This is a genomic window from Streptomyces sp. NRRL S-350 (genome assembly GCF_000719705.1).
Taxonomy (GTDB): domain Bacteria; phylum Actinomycetota; class Actinomycetes; order Streptomycetales; family Streptomycetaceae; genus Kitasatospora.
In genome coordinates, this window is sequence record NZ_JOHO01000018.1 from 1 (window position 1) to 16241 (window position 16241).

16 protein-coding genes are annotated in these 16241 nt (G+C 73.6%); 5 read left to right on the forward strand and 11 right to left on the reverse strand.

Going from position 1 to position 16241, the window contains the following annotated elements; genetic code table 11:
- Window positions 1-140: 140 nt before the first annotated feature.
- From IF30_RS0118220 to IF30_RS0118230, 3 genes are all read right to left on the reverse strand, one after another.
- Window positions 141-944, reverse strand: coding sequence for a DUF3710 domain-containing protein (locus IF30_RS0118220; protein WP_030239202.1), 804 nt, complete (start codon window positions 942-944; stop codon window positions 141-143).
- 69 nt (window positions 945-1013) lie between these two features.
- Window positions 1014-1481, reverse strand: a complete 468-nt coding sequence (dut, locus tag IF30_RS0118225) for a dUTP diphosphatase (RefSeq protein WP_030239204.1) — start codon at window positions 1479-1481, stop codon at window positions 1014-1016.
- A complete protein-coding gene (locus tag IF30_RS0118230; RefSeq protein WP_030239207.1) occupies window positions 1478-2083 on the reverse strand; it encodes a PaaI family thioesterase in 606 nt (201 codons plus the stop codon). The genes dut and IF30_RS0118230 overlap by 4 nt, the downstream gene beginning before the upstream one ends.
- A gap of 136 nt (window positions 2084-2219) precedes the next feature.
- On the opposite strand from IF30_RS0118230, the gene IF30_RS0118235 reads away from it, so the two are divergent.
- Window positions 2220-2669, forward strand: coding sequence for a DUF3093 domain-containing protein (locus tag IF30_RS0118235; protein ID WP_420791146.1), 450 nt, complete (start codon window positions 2220-2222; stop codon window positions 2667-2669).
- A 282-nt stretch (window positions 2670-2951) separates the two neighbouring features.
- Here the strand turns inward: IF30_RS0118235 and IF30_RS0118240 are convergent, their stop codons facing one another.
- From IF30_RS0118240 to IF30_RS0118255, 4 genes are all read right to left on the reverse strand, one after another.
- A complete protein-coding gene (locus tag IF30_RS0118240; RefSeq protein WP_030057692.1) occupies window positions 2952-3251 on the reverse strand; it encodes a DUF4193 domain-containing protein in 300 nt (99 codons plus the stop codon).
- 472 nt (window positions 3252-3723) lie between these two features.
- Window positions 3724-4707, reverse strand: coding sequence for an acyl-ACP desaturase (locus tag IF30_RS0118245; protein ID WP_030239213.1), 984 nt, complete (start codon window positions 4705-4707; stop codon window positions 3724-3726).
- A gap of 227 nt (window positions 4708-4934) precedes the next feature.
- Window positions 4935-6242, reverse strand: a complete 1308-nt coding sequence (locus IF30_RS0118250; RefSeq protein WP_037900413.1) for a sensor histidine kinase — start codon at window positions 6240-6242, stop codon at window positions 4935-4937.
- A 99-nt stretch (window positions 6243-6341) separates the two neighbouring features.
- Window positions 6342-6995 carry a response regulator transcription factor gene (locus IF30_RS0118255; RefSeq protein WP_030057689.1) on the reverse strand — a complete coding sequence of 218 codons (654 nt, stop codon included), beginning with the start codon at window positions 6993-6995 and terminating at the stop codon, window positions 6342-6344.
- Between the two features lie 443 nt (window positions 6996-7438).
- On the opposite strand from IF30_RS0118255, the gene IF30_RS0118260 reads away from it, so the two are divergent.
- Window positions 7439-7624 carry a hypothetical protein gene (locus IF30_RS0118260; protein WP_030057688.1) on the forward strand — a complete coding sequence of 62 codons (186 nt, stop codon included), beginning with the start codon at window positions 7439-7441 and terminating at the stop codon, window positions 7622-7624.
- Window positions 7625-7773: 149 nt separating this feature from the next.
- On the opposite strand, the gene IF30_RS0118265 is transcribed toward IF30_RS0118260, so the two are convergent.
- Both IF30_RS0118265 and IF30_RS0118270 read right to left on the reverse strand, forming a co-directional pair.
- Window positions 7774-8592 (reverse strand): inositol monophosphatase family protein, encoded by an 819-nt coding sequence (locus tag IF30_RS0118265; RefSeq protein WP_030239220.1) that lies wholly within the window; start codon window positions 8590-8592, stop codon window positions 7774-7776.
- A 106-nt stretch (window positions 8593-8698) separates the two neighbouring features.
- A complete protein-coding gene (locus tag IF30_RS0118270; protein WP_030239223.1) occupies window positions 8699-9841 on the reverse strand; it encodes a ferrochelatase in 1143 nt (380 codons plus the stop codon).
- 138 nt (window positions 9842-9979) lie between these two features.
- Between IF30_RS0118270 and IF30_RS0118275 the strand changes: the two genes are divergently transcribed.
- Window positions 9980-11248: an MFS transporter gene (locus tag IF30_RS0118275; RefSeq protein ID WP_078891484.1), complete on the forward strand. Its 1269-nt coding sequence runs from the start codon at window positions 9980-9982 to the stop codon at window positions 11246-11248.
- Between the two features lie 101 nt (window positions 11249-11349).
- On the forward strand, window positions 11350-12672 hold the full coding sequence (locus tag IF30_RS0118280; RefSeq protein WP_030239226.1) for a D-arabinono-1,4-lactone oxidase: 1323 nt from the start codon (window positions 11350-11352) through the stop codon (window positions 12670-12672).
- Between the two features lie 123 nt (window positions 12673-12795).
- On the opposite strand, the gene IF30_RS0118285 is transcribed toward IF30_RS0118280, so the two are convergent.
- A complete protein-coding gene (locus IF30_RS0118285) occupies window positions 12796-13656 on the reverse strand; it encodes a hypothetical protein (RefSeq protein WP_063752692.1) in 861 nt (286 codons plus the stop codon).
- A 518-nt stretch (window positions 13657-14174) separates the two neighbouring features.
- On the opposite strand from IF30_RS0118285, the gene sepH reads away from it, so the two are divergent.
- Window positions 14175-15263: a septation protein SepH gene (sepH, locus tag IF30_RS0118290; RefSeq protein WP_078891486.1), complete on the forward strand. Its 1089-nt coding sequence runs from the start codon at window positions 14175-14177 to the stop codon at window positions 15261-15263.
- Window positions 15264-15363: 100 nt separating this feature from the next.
- Here sepH and IF30_RS0118295 read toward each other — a convergent pair whose 3' ends face one another.
- Complete coding sequence (locus IF30_RS0118295) at window positions 15364-16239, reverse strand: sulfurtransferase (protein ID WP_107054439.1); 876 nt, start codon at window positions 16237-16239, stop codon at window positions 15364-15366.
- Window positions 16240-16241 lie beyond the last annotated feature (2 nt).

A 16241-nucleotide genomic window follows, 5' to 3' on the forward strand; every position in this document is an offset into this window, starting at 1 on the left:
GCTTTGCCGCCCCGGTCTCCCGCGGCGACTCCGGAACTGTACGGGGACGGGCCCGCCACATGCAAATCGCCCCCGCCCGGGCTTCCGGGCAGGGGCGATGAGAGCCGATCGGGCGCCGATCAGGACTGCGTCCGGGGTGCTCAGCGGACCTCGGTGATCTCCGGGCCGCGCGCGAACGGGTCGATCGAGGCGCCGCCGAAGCGGTTCTCGCCCTCGCCGGCGTTGGCGGCCGCCCCGCCACCGTCGGCCACCATCTGGGCGTCCTCGGGAAGCTTCAGCACGATCGGGTCGCGCGGGGCCATCGGGGAGTCACCGCGCACGACGACCGTCTGGCGGAAGACCTGCTCAAGGATCCCGGCCATCTCCGGCTGCACCGCCGCCTGGCCCGAGATCACACCGCGCAGGAACCAGCGCGGGCCGTCGCAGCCGACGAACCGCACCAGCTGGACGCCCTGGGTGCCGTCCGGGAGCTGCACCGGGACCTGGGCGCGGAGGTGCCAGCCGAGCGGGCCCTCCTCCTCGTCGATGAGGCCGCCCTGGGCGGTGATGCCGTTGGCGATCTCCTCCCGGACCTCGCCCCAGATGCCCTCCGACTTCGGGGCCGCGAAGGCCTGGAGCTGGATGGCGCTGTTGCCGAGCACGAGGGTCGCGGCCACGATCGCGTCACCGGCGACCTCGACGCGCAGCTCCATGCCCTCGACTCCGGGGACCAGCAGACCCCCGAGGTCGACTCGCCCCTCCTCGGGGTTCTCCAGCTCGGAGTGGTCCCACGGACCGTCCGGCCGCGGGGCCGGCGGCAGGCCGACCTTGTCGGCCGGGTCCAGCTCGGTCACGTTCTCGCTCTCGGCGGAACCTTCGACGTCATCGGCCGTCTCGTCGGCGCTGATGGCGTCGTCGGCGAGCTGCTCGACAGCGTCCTCGCTCTTCTGGCGACGACGGAACACGGTCACTGTCCTTCCCGGTCCAAGACCGATGCGAATACCTGCTCGGCTTCCTGCGAGGCCGCGGGCATGCTAGACCGCGGCGTGGCCGCCGGTCGACCCGAACCCGCCCTCGGCGCGGGCCGACCCCGGCAGCTCCTCCACCTCGTGGAAGCGGGCCTTCTCGACCTGCTGGATCACCAGCTGGGCGATCCGGTCCCCTCGGCGGAAGCTGACCCCCTCGCGCGGGTCCAGATTGACGACGATCACCTTGATCTCTCCACGGTACCCGGCATCGACCGTCCCCGGGGCGTTCACGAGGGCAACTCCGCAACGAGCTGCGAGCCCGGAGCGGGGGTGGACGAAGGCCGCGTAGCCGTCCGGGAGGGCGACGGCGATGCCGGTGGGCAGGACGGCCCGCTCGCCGGGGGCCAGCTCGGCGTCCACGGTGGTGCGCAGATCGGCGCCGGCGTCCCCGGGCTGCGCGTAGGCGGGCAGCGGCAGCTCGGGGTCGATGCGCTTGATCAGGACGTCCAGCTGCGGGCGGGGGGTGTCGCTCAAGGGTTCACCTCAAAGGCTCGTGCGCGCTTCATCAGATCCGGGTCGTCGAGGACCTTCTCGATGTCCTCGGGGCGACCGTGCGTGGTGAAGTGTTCCAGCTTCACCTGGACGAACAGCGCCTGAGCGCGTACGGCGACCGGTCCGTCCGGGCCGCCGATCCGTGCCTCGGCGGCGCTGTAGATCTTGCGGCCGTGCACGCCGGTGACCCAGGCGCGCAGGTGCAGCACCGAGTCGACGGGCACCGGGCAGAGGAAGTCGGTCTCCAGCCGGCCGGTCACGGCGGGGGCGTGCAGCAGCCAGTTGAGCGTGCCGAGGGTCTCGTCCATGGCGGTGGTCAGCACGCCGCCGTGGGCCAGGCCGGGGCCGCCCTGGTGGACGTCCCGGACGGTGAACTCGGCCGTCACGTCGAGTCCTTGGCCCGCGACCGCGTCGATCCGCAGGCCGCCGGGGTGCTGCGGGCCGCAGCCGAAGCAGTGCTCGTAGTGCGAGCCGAGCCTGCTGCCGGGAGCCGGCGCCTCGGGTGCGCGCGGCGGCAGGACGGCGTCCGGCGGCGGGGTGGTCGGGGTCGGCGGGGTCGGCGGGGTGGTCGAGGACGGTGGCATCGGGGGCTCCGGCCGGTCGGTGGGGCTGTGGGGGGCTGTCGTACCGGTCACGGCGCCCCACCCTACCCAGGGGTAGGTAGGCGCCCGGTGGGGGTGGCGTCCCGGGGCGGGCGTCAGGGCGCCCACAATGGAGGGCATGTACGACGAACGCCTCACGGTGCCGCGCTCCTGGTGGCTGCTCCCGGTCGCAGTGGGCCTCACGCTCGCGCTGATCCTGATCCGGGTCAGCGGCCCGGCCGCGCTGGTCGGGCTGGTGGTCGGCATCGCCGCCGGCGCGGTCGCGATCAGCAGCTACGGCTCGGCCCGGATCCGCGTGGTCCAGGGTTCGCTGGTGGCCGGTCCGGCCCGGATCCCGGTGGACGCGCTCGGTGCCGCTCAGGCGCTGAGCCCGGCCGAGGCGGCGGCCTGGCGCGGCCCCAAGGCCGATCCCCGTGCCTTCATGCTGCTGCGCAGCTACGTCCCGACGGCGCTGCGGATCGAGGTGACCGACCCGGCCGACCCGACGCCGTACCTCTACCTGTCGACCCGCTCGCCGATGAAGCTGGCGGAGGCGTTGGAGGAGGCCCGCCGCCGCGCCCGCGCCTGACGCGCCCCGGGCCTCGGAGGGCCGGAAAGCCCCGAGGGCCCGGAAGCCCGGGAGCCCGAGGGCCTGAACAGGAGACCGGAAAACGGAGAGGGACGGTTCCGCTGCTGCGGGACCGTCCCTACGACTTCGTACGGGCCGACGCGTCGGCCGACTCCGTCCTACCGGGGCCGTCCCTCCGGACGGCTCCCGGACCTGCCGGCCGGCCCCGCTGCCCGGGGCCGGAAGGAGCGGTGTGCCGGTCCCGCGGGGTCCGCGGGCACCGGGCCCTGTCCGCCGCGGTGCTCAGGCGCCGCAGTCCCGGCAGATCGGGTTGCCGTTCTTCTCGCTGTAGAGCTGGCTGCGGTGGTGGACCAGGAAGCAGCTCATGCAGGTGAACTCGTCGGCCTGCTTCGGCAGCACCCGGACGGCGAGCTCCTCGTTCGAGAGGTCGGCGCCGGGGAGCTCCATGCCCTCGGCGGCGTCGAACTCGTCGACGTCGACGGAGCCGCCGCCCTTGTCGTTCCGCCGAGCCTTGAGCTCCTCGATGCTGTCTTCGTTGAGCTCGTCGTCGGTCTTGCGTGGGGTGTCGTAGTCGGTTGCCATTTTTCGCTCTCCCCCTCCGGGTTTGTGCGGTGTGTGCGGTATCTCCAGCGCACGTAACGCATGGGGGGTCGGTCTTGTGCCCGACCCGAGGCGGAGATTTTGCCTTACTTCAAGCCTTGTTACTCAATCGACACTCAGCCCGGGGTCCATCGGGGTGATCCTCGGGGCTGCGGAAGGCCTCACGCTGGGCCATCCCCACCCTGCGTCGAGCCCGCCAAACCGACCACGCACAGTGAGCAAGGGTGGCGCGAGTTGCCGCTCAATCCCTTGCCCACCAGGGATGCCGCCCGATCCGACGAGTCCGCCCGGAGGCGAAATCCGGTCACGGACGGCGACCGACACCGCCGACCAGGTGATCACTCTCCGGGGTCGCCCGAAATCGTGGAGCGACACGGTGTGAGCTTGGTCACGTTCAGAATCTTCCGGGCAAAATACGGAAAATCCACCCACTCCGACTGTCCGGCCGACGGCCCTAGCCGGCGTTCTGCCGGGCCGCCCGGCGCGCCGCGAGCGCGGCCTGGCGCTCCTCGAACTTCCGCGCCTGCGAGTCCAGACCGTCCAGGAAGACGCCGAGCTCGTTCTGCGCCTGCAGCCCCTCCGGGCCGAGGCCGCCGATCTCCATCACCTTGAGCTTGCGCAGCACCGGCTGCAGCACGTCGTCGTGGTGGATGCGCAGGTTGTACACCCCGCCGATGGCGATCTGCGCGGCGGCGCGCTCGAAGCCGGGGATCCCGTGGCCGGGCATGCGGAAGTCGGTGACGACGTCGGCGATGGCGCGCATGGCCTGGTCGGGGGCGATCTCCAGGGCGGCCTTCAGCAGGTTCCGGTAGAAGACCATGTGCAGGTTCTCGTCGTTGGCGATCTTCGCCAGCAGCTGCTCGCAGAGCGGGTCGCCCGCGTACTTGCCGGTGTTGCGGTGGGAGATGCGGGTGGCCAGCTCCTGGAAGGCCACGTACGCGACGGAGTGCAGCATGCTGTGCGCGTTGTCGGACTCGAAGCCCTCCGACATGTGGCTCATCCGGGCCCGCTCCAGCTCCACCGGGTCGACGGCCCGGGTCGCCAGCAGGTAGTCCCGAATGGCTATGCCGTGCCGCCCCTCCTCGGCCGTCCAGCGGTGCACCCAGGTGCCCCAGGCGCCCTCCCGGCCGAACATGCTGGCGATCTCGTGGTGGTAGCTGGGGAGGTTGTCCTCGGTCAGCAGGTTCACGACCAGGGAGACCCGGCCCAGCGCGGTCACCTGCGACTGCTCCAGCGACCAGGCCTCGCCGCCCAGCACGCCGTCGAAGTCGCGGCCCTGGCTCCACGGGACGTACTCGTGCGGCATCCACTCCTTGGCGACGCCCAGGTGGCGGTCGAGCTCCTTCTCCACGACCTCTTCGAGGGCCAGGATCAGCCGGGTGTCGGTCCAGCCGCTCGTTCCGAGCGAGGTGCTGCTCTGCACAGGGGCGATGGTCATGGTCTTGCTCCCGGGGTACGGCACGCGCGGGGGGACGGGCGCGTTGGGCGGGCACACGTCGTACGGACCCGTCGGCGAACGCTCCGACGGACTCACCTACGGTTGCGTAGGTTACGACACCGTAAGTTGCCCGGGGCGGAAAAGACAAGCCGCCCCCGCCAGGCCTTATGTCTTCTTCACAGGCTTGGCGGGGGCGGCTGGGGACGGTCGCCCACGGAACGGGGCGGTCAGCCCTGCGGTGAGGGGATGCGGACCCGCATGGTCAGGCCCCCGCCGGCGCGCGGCGTGGCCTCCACGGTGCCGCCGTGGGCGCGCACCACCGAGCGGACGATGGACAGGCCGAGACCGACCCCCTTGTCGCTGCGGGTGCGGTCGGCGCCCTTGACCCGCCGGAACGGCTCGAAGATGTGCTCCAGCTCGTAGCCGGGCACCACCGGGCCGGTGTTGGAGACCACCAGCTCGCCGCCGCCCGGCACCGCGGCCGTGGCCAGCTCGACCCAGCCCCCCGGGGTGTTGTAGCGCACGGCGTTCTGCAGCAGGTTGAGCGCGAGCCGCTCCAGCAGCACGCCGTTGCCCGCCACCACGGCCGGGTCGAGCTTCGAGCGCAGCTCGACCTCGCGCTTGTCCGCCTCGGCCCTGGTCTGCTCCAGCGCCCGGGTGGCCACCTCGGACATCTCCACCGGGCGGCGGTCGGTCAGCTCGTTCTCGCTGCGGGCGAGCAGCAGCAGGCCCTCCACCAGCTGCTCGCTGCGCTCGTTGGTCGCCAGCAGGGTCCGGCCCAGCTGTTGCAGGTCGGTCGAGGCGGCCGGGTCGGAGAGCTGCACCTCCAGCAGCGTGCGGTTGATCGCCAGCGGGGTGCGCAGCTCGTGCGAGGCGTTGGCGACGAAGCGGCGCTGGGAGTCGAAGGAGCGGTCCAGCCGGTCCAGCATGTCGTCGAAGGTGTCGGCGAGCTCCTTGAGCTCGTCGTCCGGCCCGTCCAGCTCGATCCGCCGGTGCAGGTCGGAGGAGGCCACGTCGCGGGCGGTGCGGGTGATCCGGCCGAGTGGGCGCAGCACCCGGCCGGCCATCGCGTAGCCGGCCGCGAAGGCGATCACGGCGAGGCAGACCAGCATGGTGAGGGACTTGCGGAGCAGGGTGTTGAGCGCGGAGTCGGAGCGCGACAGGTAGTCGGCGGCCTGCAGGTCGTTGAACTGCGCGCTGTCCATCGTGGTGCTGGTGCCGTTGGGGCCGCTGACCTGGACGAAGTTGCCGTTGAAGTTGAACTTGCGCGGCTGCAGGTAGGAGACGGCGTCCTGGAAGAACACGTACATCAGCAGCAGCAGCACCACGCCGGCCATCAGGAACATCCCGCCGTAGAGCAGGGTGAGCCGCATCCGGATGGTGGGGCGGAAGGGCAGCCAGGCGAGTACGCCGTCGCCGGGGACGTACCGTCCGCCCTGGTGGGCGCGCGGAGGGTGCAGGGGCTTGGGCGGTACGGCGCGCGGGCCGCCGGCGGGCGCGCCGGAGGGCCCGCCGGCCGGGGGCGGGGTGGTCATGATCGTCCTCTCGGGGCGTCCGCCGGGGCGGGCGCGGGGTGGTGGAATCCCGGGGTCGGGCCCCTCGTGAAGGGGATCCGCGGGGCGGATCCAGGGTGGTCAGATCCGGTAGCCGGAGCCCGGCACGGTGACGATCACCGGCGGGTCGCCGAGCTTGCGGCGCAGTGTCATGACGGTGACGCGCACGACGTTGGTGAACGGGTCGGTGTGCTCGTCCCAGGCCTTCTCCAGGAGTTGCTCGGCGGAGACGACGGCGCCGCCGGCCCGCATCAGGACCTCCAGCACGGCGAACTCCTTGGGCGCGAGCTGGACGGTGCGGCCGTCGCGGATCACCTCGCGCCGGCCGGGGTCGAGCGAGATGCCGGCGCGCTCCAGGACCGGAGGCAGCGGGATGGTCGCGCGGCGGCCCAGCGCCCTTACCCGGGCGACGAGTTCGCTGAAGGCGAACGGCTTGGGAAGGTAGTCGTCCGCGCCGATCTCCAGGCCCTCGACCCGGTCGCTGATGTCGCCGGAGGCGGTCAGCATGATCACCCTGGTCGCCAGGCCCTGCTCGACCACCTTGCGGCAGACGTCGTCGCCGTGGACCAGCGGGAGGTCGCGGTCCAGGACCACCACGTCGTAGTCGTTGACCGCGATGCGCTGGAGCGCGGCCTCCCCGTCGTACACCACGTCGACGGCCATCGCCTCGCGGCGCAGGCCGGTCGCGACGGCCTCGGCAAGCAGCTGCTCGTCCTCGACGACGAGAACCCGCACGGTCGTTGTCCCTTCTCCAGGCCGGCCCCGGAAGCGGACGCACGGCTCCGACGGTGCCTCCATCCTGCCTGGTCCTGCGGTAAAGCAGCGATAAGCTGCCCCAGGGGCAGGGGGTCCGGGCCCTCGGCGGTGACCGTTCGCGTCGGGAACAGTCCGGTTGGACTGTGACAGGGGCAACTTTCTTCCGCCGGGAGGTTTCCCGGCCCTCCCCGTGGGGAGGACAGCTGCACACCCGCGATCCGGCTATTGGTCGATCGCACCCACCCGCCGTGCGTTCATCCGCGCCGGCCCTGGGGCATGGGACATCACCGGGAGCGGCCGAAGGCCGTCTCCGCGCCTGACCGGAGAGCCACCACCTGCCGGCCGGGGCGCTGTCACCGGCTGGACCTCCTCGGGGCGGAGAGCGCACGACCGTGCACGTCCGACACAGTAAGGGGGCCCGTATGGACGCCTTCAAGGCCGGAATCCTGCAGCGCATCGCCAACGCGGAGCAGGATCTGCACCGCGCGATCGAGGCCGGGGACGAGTTCCTCGCCGAGGTGGAGCAGTCCGAACTGGACGACCTCCGCCGACTCGCCGCCGAGCACGGCGTGGACACGGTGCTGGAGCGCCACCGCACCGCTGCCTGACCCGTTCGGCACTTCCGACCCGTCGCCGGAACTCCGGCACCAGCGGCCCTGCGGGGGCCGTGCGAAACCTCAGGCCCTGGCATCCCCCGTGTGCCAGGGCTCTTCGCATGCCCGGGGCCGGCCGGCTCCGGGCATGCCGTGTCCGGCCGTCAGTCCGTCCAGGCGCGCAGCGCGGTCAGGCGTTCCTGCAGCGGCTCGTAGACGCCCGGGGCGGCGGCCACGGTGAGCTCGCCGCCCGGGCCGTGCCCGGGGCGGCCGCCGACCAGGGCGCCGGCCTCGGCGGCGATCAGGCAGCCCGCCGCGCGGTCCCACGGGGCGAGGCCGCGTTCGTAGTAGCCGTCCAGCCGCCCGGCGGCGACGTCGCACAGGTCCACCGCGGCCGCCCCGCCCCGGCGGACGTCCCGCACCTCGGGCATCAGCGCCAGCAGCACCTCGGCCTGGCGCACCCGCACCGCCTGGACGTAGTTGAAGCCGGTGGCGATCAGCGCCTGGCCCCACGGCGGGGCCGGTCGGGCCGAGAGCGGCCGGCCGTTCAGCCGGGCGCCGCGGCCCAGGACGGCGTGGAACAGCTCGTCGCGGGCCGGGGCGTGGACCACGCCGACGACCGCCCGGCCGTCCACCTCCGCGGCCACGCTGACCGCCCAGGACGGCAGGCCGTACAGGTAGTTGACCGTGCCGTCGAGCGGGTCCACGACCCAGCGCACCCCGCTGGTGCCGGGCCGCTCGGCGCCCTCCTCGCCGAGGTAGCCGTCCGTCGGGCGGCGGTCGGTGATCAGTTCAAGGGCGAGCTTCTCGGAGGCGAGGTCCATCTCGGTGACCACGTCGACCGGGCTGCTCTTGGTGCCGGCGACGCCGAGGTCGGCGGGTCGGCCGTCGCGCAGCAGGGCACCGGCCTGCCGGGCCACGTCCAGGGCGACGTCCAGCAGGTCGTCGAGGAGCCGGTCGTCCGGCTGGGCGGGGGTGGGCACGGGATTCTCCTCCGGAGCGGCGGTGAGCGGCAGTGGGCAGCGGCGAGACGGTGAAGCAGTGGGGCGGTGAAGCGGTGAAGCGGGAGTGGGCGGTCGGGCCGGGCGGTCAGCGCTCGGCGACGGCCGGGCGCGGGGCGCGCGGGTTGGGGCAGCAGGCCACCGCGCACACGTCGTGGCTGGGGCCGAGCCTGCCGAGGGCGCAGCGGGTCACGCTCTCGCCGCGCTCGGTGGCGGCTCGTTCCAGGACCAGCTCGCGCACGGCCGCGGCGAACCGCGGGTCGGCGCCGACGGTGGCGGCGCGGGCCACCGGCAGGCCGAGTTCGGCGGCCTTGGCGGCGGCCTCGGTGTCGAGGTCGTACTTGACCTCCATGTGGTCGGAGACGAAGCCGATCGGCACCATCACCACGGCGGGCGCGCCCTCGGCGTGCCGGGCCGCCAGGTGGTCGCAGATGTCGGGTTCCAGCCACGGGGTGTGCGGGGCGCCGCTGCGGCTCTGGAACACCAGCTCCCAGGGCCGGTCGGCGACCCCGGTGTGCTCGGCGACGGTCGCTGCGATCAGCCGGGCCACGTCCAGGTGCTGGGCGACGTAGGCGCCGCCCGGCGTGCCTCGGGCCGGGTCGTCCGGGGCGCCGGAGGCCTCGGCCATGGCGTCCGGGATGGAGTGGGTGGTGAACGCCAGCCGGGCGCCGGCCCGGACGGACTCGGGCAGTTCCGCCAGCGCGGCGAGGGTGGCGTCGGCCATCGGCTCGACGAAGCCGGGGTGGTTGTAGAAGTGCCGCAGCTTGTCGACCCGCAGGGCGGGCACGCCCTCGGCGGCCAGGGCCGCCAGCGCGTCGGCGAGGTTCTCCCGGTACTGGCGGCAGCCCGAGTAGCCGGCGTAGGCGCTGGTCGCGAGCACGGCGATCCGTCGGTGGCCGTCGGCGGCCATCTCCCGCAGGGTGTCGACCAGGTAGGGCGCCCAGTTCCGGTTGCCCCAGTACACCGGCAGGTCCAGCCCGTGGTCGGCGAAGTCCTTGCGCAGCGCGGCGAGCAGTTCGCGGTTCTGCTCGTTGATCGGGCTGATCCCGCCGAACAGGAAGTAGTGCTTGCCCACTTCCTTCAGCCGCTCCTTGGGGATGCCGCGGCCGCGGGTGACGTTCTCCAGGAAGGGGACCACGTCCTCGGGGCCTTCGGGCCCGCCGAAGGACAGGAGCAGCAGGGCGTCGTACGGGGCGGCGCCGGAGGGGGAGGGTTTGCGCGCGTCGGACATGGCACCGATCCTGCCACTGAGGGGTCGGGCACCGTCGGCGGGGCCGCGCAGGCGCCCGAAAAATAGCGTTTGCCAACCTACGTAAGCTGTGATTACCAGCCTTGTACCTTACCCTCAACCTCCCCGTCCGGAGCTCCCTTGCTGTCCAGCTACCGCCGGATATTCGCCTCCCCCGGCACTCTGGCCTTCTCCTCCGCCGGCTTCGTCTCCCGCCTGCCGATCTCCATGACCGGCATCGGCATCGTGACGATGCTCTCCCAGCTGAGAGGCTCGTACGGTGTCGCGGGTCTGGTCTCGGCCACCCTGGCGGTCTCCGCCGCCGTCCTGGGCCCGCAGGTCTCCCGGCTGGTCGACCGGCACGGGCAGCGCCGGATCGTCCTCCCCGCCATGGCGCTCACCATCGTCGCCGTGGTCGGCCTGCTGCTCTGCGCCCGGCTGAAGGCCCCGGACTGGACGCTGTTCGTCTTCGCGGCGGGCATGGGCGTCATGCCGAGCACCGGCGCGATGGTCCGCGCCCGCTGGGCCCACCTCTACCGCGACGACGCCCCCGGGCTGCACACCGCCTACTCCTTCGAGGCCGTCGTCGACGAGGTCTGCTTCATCGTCGGCCCGATCCTCTCCATCGGCCTGGCCACCTCGGTCTTCCCCGAGGCCGGGGTCCTGCTCGCCGGGGTCTTCCTCGCCGTCGGCGTGCTGCTGTTCGCCGGGCAGCGCTCCACGGAGCCGCCGGTCCACCCGGCCGCCCGGCACCAGGGCCGCTCGGTCATCCTCAACCCCGGCCTGCAGGTGCTGATCCTGACCTTCGTCGCCACCGGCGCGATCTTCGGCTCGGTCGAGGTCGTCACCGTCGCCTTCGCCGAGGCCCAGGGCCACAAGGCGATCTCCAGCGTGATCCTCGCCCTGTGGGCGCTCGGCTCCTGCCTGGCCGGCGTGGTCTACGGCGCGCTCAAGGTCACCGGCTCGCCGGCCACCCGCTTCTTCCTCGGCGTGGTGTTCATGGCCGTCAGCATGGTGCCGCTGCTGCTGGTCGCCCACGCGGTGCGCGGCGTCGGCGGCCTGGTCGCGGTCGGCGGCGCGCTGCTGATCGCCGGCATCGCCATCTCCCCCACCCTGATCTCCGCGATGGCCCTGGTCGAACGGCTCGTCCCGGCCGCCCAGCTGACCGAGGGCATGACCTGGACGACCACCGGCCTCGCCCTCGGCGTCGCGGTCGGCTCCTCCGCCGGCGGCTGGGTCGTCGACGCCTCCGGCGCCGCGGCCGGGTACTGGGTGCCGCTGGCCGCCGGCGGCCTCGGCGTGGTCGCCGCCCTCGCCGGGCTGGGCCGCCTGCACGCCGGACTCGGCTCCGGACACCTCCCGGGGGAAGCCGCCGAAGGGCCTGACCGGACCGTAGACGTCGAACGGTGAACTGACTAGCCTCGCCCTACCCGCGGCCCTACCCGCGGGTAGGGCGGCCGCGCCGCCCCGGACCGCGCCGACCTGTTCGGCCCCGGAGCAGGAGGCAGCCAATGCCCCAGGCCAGTACCGCGAACCGCCCCCGGTGGACCAACTGGGCCGGCAACCAGAGCGCCCGGCCGGCCCGGACCGCCGCCCCCGGCACCGCGGAGGAACTGGCCAAGGAGATCCTCCGCGCCGCCGAACAGGGCCGCACCGTCAAAGCCGTCGGCTCCGGCCACTCCTTCACCGCGATCGCCTCCGCCGGCGACGGCGTCCAGATCCGCCCGCACTCGCTCACCGCCGTCCGCGGGATCGACCGCGAGGCCGGCACCGTCACCGTCGAGTCCGGCCTCCCGCTGCACCGGCTCAACCGGCTCCTCGCCGCCGAGGGCCTCTCCCTCACCAACATGGGCGACATCGAGGTCCAGACCGTCGCCGGCGCCACCAGCACCGGCACCCACGGCACCGGCCGCGACTCCGGCTCGCTCGCCGCCCAGATCCGGGCCCTGGAGATCGTCCTCGCCGACGGCACCGTCCGGCGCTGCTCCCCCACCGAGGACCCCCGGCTCTTCCAGGGCGCCCGGCTCGGCCTCGGCGCCCTCGGCGTGATCACCGCGCTCACCTTCGGCGTCGAACCGGCCTTCCTGCTCAGCGCGCACGAGCAGCCGATGGCCTTCGACGAGGTGCTGGAGCGGCTGGACGACCTCACCGCCGTCAACGAGCACTTCGAGTTCTACTGGTTCCCGCACACCGACCGCTGCTCCACCAAGCGCAACAACCGCAGCCAGGGCCCGGCCGCCCCGCTGCCCCGGTTCAAGGAGTGGCTGGAGGACGACTTCCTCTCCAACACCGTCTGGGAGGGTGCCTGCCGGGTCGGCCGGCGCTTCCCCCGCGCCATCCCCTCGATCGCCGCACTGGCCAGCCGCGCCTGGTCCGACCGCAGCTACACCGACACCGCGCACAAGGTGTTCACCAGCCCGCGCAGGGTCCGCTTCGTGGAGATGGAGTACGCGGTGCCCCGCGCCGCCGTCGCCGGGGTGCTGCGCGAACTGAAGGCCCTGATCGAGCGCTCCGACTGGAAGGTCAGCTTCCCCGTCGAGGTGCGCTTCGCCCCCGCCGACGACCTCTGGCTCTCCACCGCCTCCGGCCGGGACAGCGCCTACATCGCCGTCCACCTCTACCGGGGCACCGCCGACCGGGGCTACTTCACCGGTGTCGAACGGCTGATGACCGCCCATCAGGGCCGCCCGCACTGGGGCAAGCTGCACACCCGCGACGCCGAGTACCTGGCCGGCGTCTACCCACACTTCGCCGACTTCACCGCGCTGCGCGACGAGGTCGACCCACAGCGGGTCTTCGGCAACGACTACCTGCGCCGGGTGCTCGGGGCATAGCCGCCCGGGCGCTCGGGGACTCGGGGACTCGGGGCTTAGCCGCCCGGGCGCTCGGGCGTCCGCTGCATCTGGCGTCCGGCGGCCCAAGCGCCCGGGCCCGGCTGCCGGGGCCCGGCTGTCCGGTCAGTCCGCCGGGGCCCGGTCCGCGGGGGTCTCCACGGGCGGCGAGGCCACCGGCGCCTGCGGAGACCCGCTCCCCGGGCCGGGCTGCGGCGATGTGGCCCCGCCGGTGGGCTTCCCGCCGCCCGCCGACGGGGAGGCACCGGCGGACGGGCTCGCGCTCGCGCTCGCGCTCGGGCCCGCCGAGGGCGAGGCCGTCGGGCCGGTGCTCGGGGTGTCGGTGGGCTCCCGGCTCGGCCGCGTCGTCGCCGAGGTGGCGGCGCCACCGGACGGCGTGGCCTCCGGACCGCGCCCGCCGCCCGGCGCCTGCCGATCCGTCGGGGCGTCCTGCGGCCGGGAGGACGTGGGGGCGACCGACCCGCCGAACGAGGTGCCGTTGCCGGACTCGCCCTTGACCGTCGCCGACACCGGCTGACCGGTGGCCAGCTCGAACGCCACGATCGGCGTCATCGCCAGCACGAACACCAGCCCCGACACGACCGCGTAGCCCTTCCACGTCCACCGCCGACGCGCCCGCACCACCTGCGGCTCGTTCCACTCGGAGGTGACCGCCGGCGACGGCGTCGGCCGCCCCGACCCCACCGGCACCAGGCGCAGCGCGTCCGCGCTCCGGTTCGGCTTCCGGTCCACCGCCACGCGCAGTTGTTCGCCGGTCCGTTTGAAGAGGTGCTGGAACACCGCGCCCCCGGTGGTGGCCCCGATGCTCACCACGGCAGCGCCCATGATCGTTCCGTACACGCCCAGTTCGGAGGCCAACAGCGCGCCCACTACGGCGGCCAGCGCACTCGCCGCGACCTGAGCCGCACTCAGATCGATCCGCCTGCGCTCCTCCTCGCCCTCCCCGACGGGGCTCCGCTCCGACATCGACATCCCTCGGTCCGTACGACTGTTCCTCGAACAAGCCACTCCATCTTGCCCAAAGAAGGACACAAGGGACGAAAATGCGGTTCTGCGCGCCCGGATTGTGTGAAGATGATCACCGTTCATCCGGTGGCGGCCCGCCGCCGGGGGCGGACGCTCTTGAGATTCCCGTGAATCGCGGGAGACTTGAGCGGCGAGCCGCCCCTCCGGATGCCACGAATGGAGTACTGTTCGTAAAGCCCGAGCCTTGGGTCGACTTGTCGACTGCGCCGACACCCGGCAGCTTGACGAGGAGCCACGGAACGGGCACGCACGGCGACGCCAGTCCCGGACCGTCGCGAACACTCCGCGTGCGAGGACGGCCGGGACACCCAGGCGCGACGTCGACGTATGGCGTGGCAAAAAGGCAACCGTGCCACAGCGGTGTGACCGGGCGTAAGCCCGACACGCCGGGGAACTCAGCAAGGTTGTGGCCAGTCGCGAGTGGGCAGGCCACACTCAGTACGGGAGCAGCGACGCAGGTGACGTCGGCAGGCACCACCCGGGAGGTAACCGTGCCCGAACTGCGGGTTGTGGCCGTCAGCAACGACGGCACACGGCTGGTGCTCAAGGCTGCCGACAGCACGGAGTACACCCTCCCCATCGACGAGCGGCTGCGCGCCGCCATCCGCGGGGACCGCCCGCGCCTCGGCCAGATCGAGATCGAGGTCGAGAGCCACCTCCGCCCCCGGGACATCCAGGCCCGGATACGAGCCGGTGCCTCCGCCGAGGAGGTCGCCCAGGCCGCCGGGATCTCCGTCGACCGCGTCCGCCGCTTCGAGGGCCCGGTCCTCGCCGAGCGCGCCTTCATGGCCGAGCGCGCCCGCAAGACCGCCATCCGCCGCAACGGCGAGTCCCCCGGCCCGCAGCTCGGCGAGGCCGTCGCCGAGCGGCTCGCGCTGCGCGGCGCCGAGAAGGACACCGAACGCTGGGACTCCTGGCGGCGCGACGACGGCACCTGGGAGGTCATCCTCTACTACCGGGCCGACGGCGAGGGCCGCAGCGCCTCCTGGACGTACGACCCGCCCCGGCGCCTGGTCCAGCCCAACGACGACGAGGCCCGCGCGCTGATCGGCGAGAACGTCGAGCGCGAGGAGGAGTCGGTCTTCCCGTTCATCCCGCGGATCGCCCGGCTCCCCCAGGACCGGCCGCCCCGCCCGATGATCGACCGGCCCTCCGCCGACCGCATCATGTCGGCCCGCGAGGTCCGCGAGTCGCGGGAGGCCACCGCCGAGTCCCGGGACTCGCTGACCAGCCTGCTCGACGTGGTCCCCGCCTTCCGCGGCGACCTCGCCGTCGGCACCCCCGCCCCGGTCGAGCCGGTGCCCGCGGAGGTCGCCGAGGAGAGCGAGGAGCCGGCGGCGGCAGCGGCCGCGGCCGCCCCGGCGGTCGGCGCGGGCTCGGCCTACGCCGACATCCTGATGCCGCGCGCCGTCGCCCCGCACCGCGAACGCCTGGTCGGCACCACCGACCGGCAGGCCGAGGCGGACGGCGTCCGGCCCGGGCGCCGGGCCACCGTGCCCAGCTGGGACGAGATCGTCTTCGGCAGTCGGCGCAAGAAGCAGGAGTAGCGGCGAGCCGGACCAGGCAGCGGAGCCGGCCGCGCGAGTGGGCAGAGACGCCGGAAGGGGCGGGAGGCCGGGCCTCCCGCCCCTTCCGGCGTTCCCGGGCTCAGCCCGGCTGCTCGGTGACCGCCACCGGTCGGCTCGCGTCGCTCGACCACTCGCTCCACGACCCCGGGTACAGCGTGGCCGGCAGCCCCGCCACCTCCAGCGCCAGGATCTGGTGTGCCGCCGTCACTCCCGAACCGCAGTACACCGCGGTCTCCCGGTCCCCCGCGCCCAGCTCCCGGAACCGGGCCGCCAGCTCGGCGGCCGGGCGGAACCGCCCGTCCGGGCCCACGTTCCCGGCCGTCGGCGCCGACACCGCACCCGGGACGTGCCCGGCCCGCGGATCCACCGGCTCCGACTCGCCCCGGTACCGCTCCCCCGACCGGGCGTCCAGCAACAGGCCGCTGCGCGCCCAGGCCGCGGCACCGTCCGCGTCCACCGTCGGCAACTGCCCCGGCACCGGCTTGAAGTCGCCCTCCCCGGGCTCCGGCACCTCGGTCGTCACCGGCAGCCCGGCCGCGAGCCAGGCCGCGAACCCGCCGTCCAGCACCCGGACGTCCCGGTGCCCGGCCCAGCGCAGCAGCCACCAGGCCCGTGCCGCCGCCATCGAAGCCGCGCCGTCGTACACCACGACCGGCCGCTGCCCGCTCACCCCGAAGCGGCGCATCGCCGCACCGAACTCCTCCGGGTCCGGCAGCGGGTGGCGCCCGCCCCGGCCGGGGGCGCCGGGCGGGGCGGCGAGGTCCCGGTCCAGCTCGACGAAGTGCGCACCGGGCAGGTGCCCGGCCCGGTACTCCTCGGCCGCGGTCGGGCCGCCCGGCACCGCACCGACCAACTGGTAGCGCACGTCCAACAGCACCGGCGGGCGCGCGGAGGCGAGCGCCTCCCGCAGCCCGGCCGCGGAGATCAGCGGAGAACCGTCGTCATGGGTCGTCATGG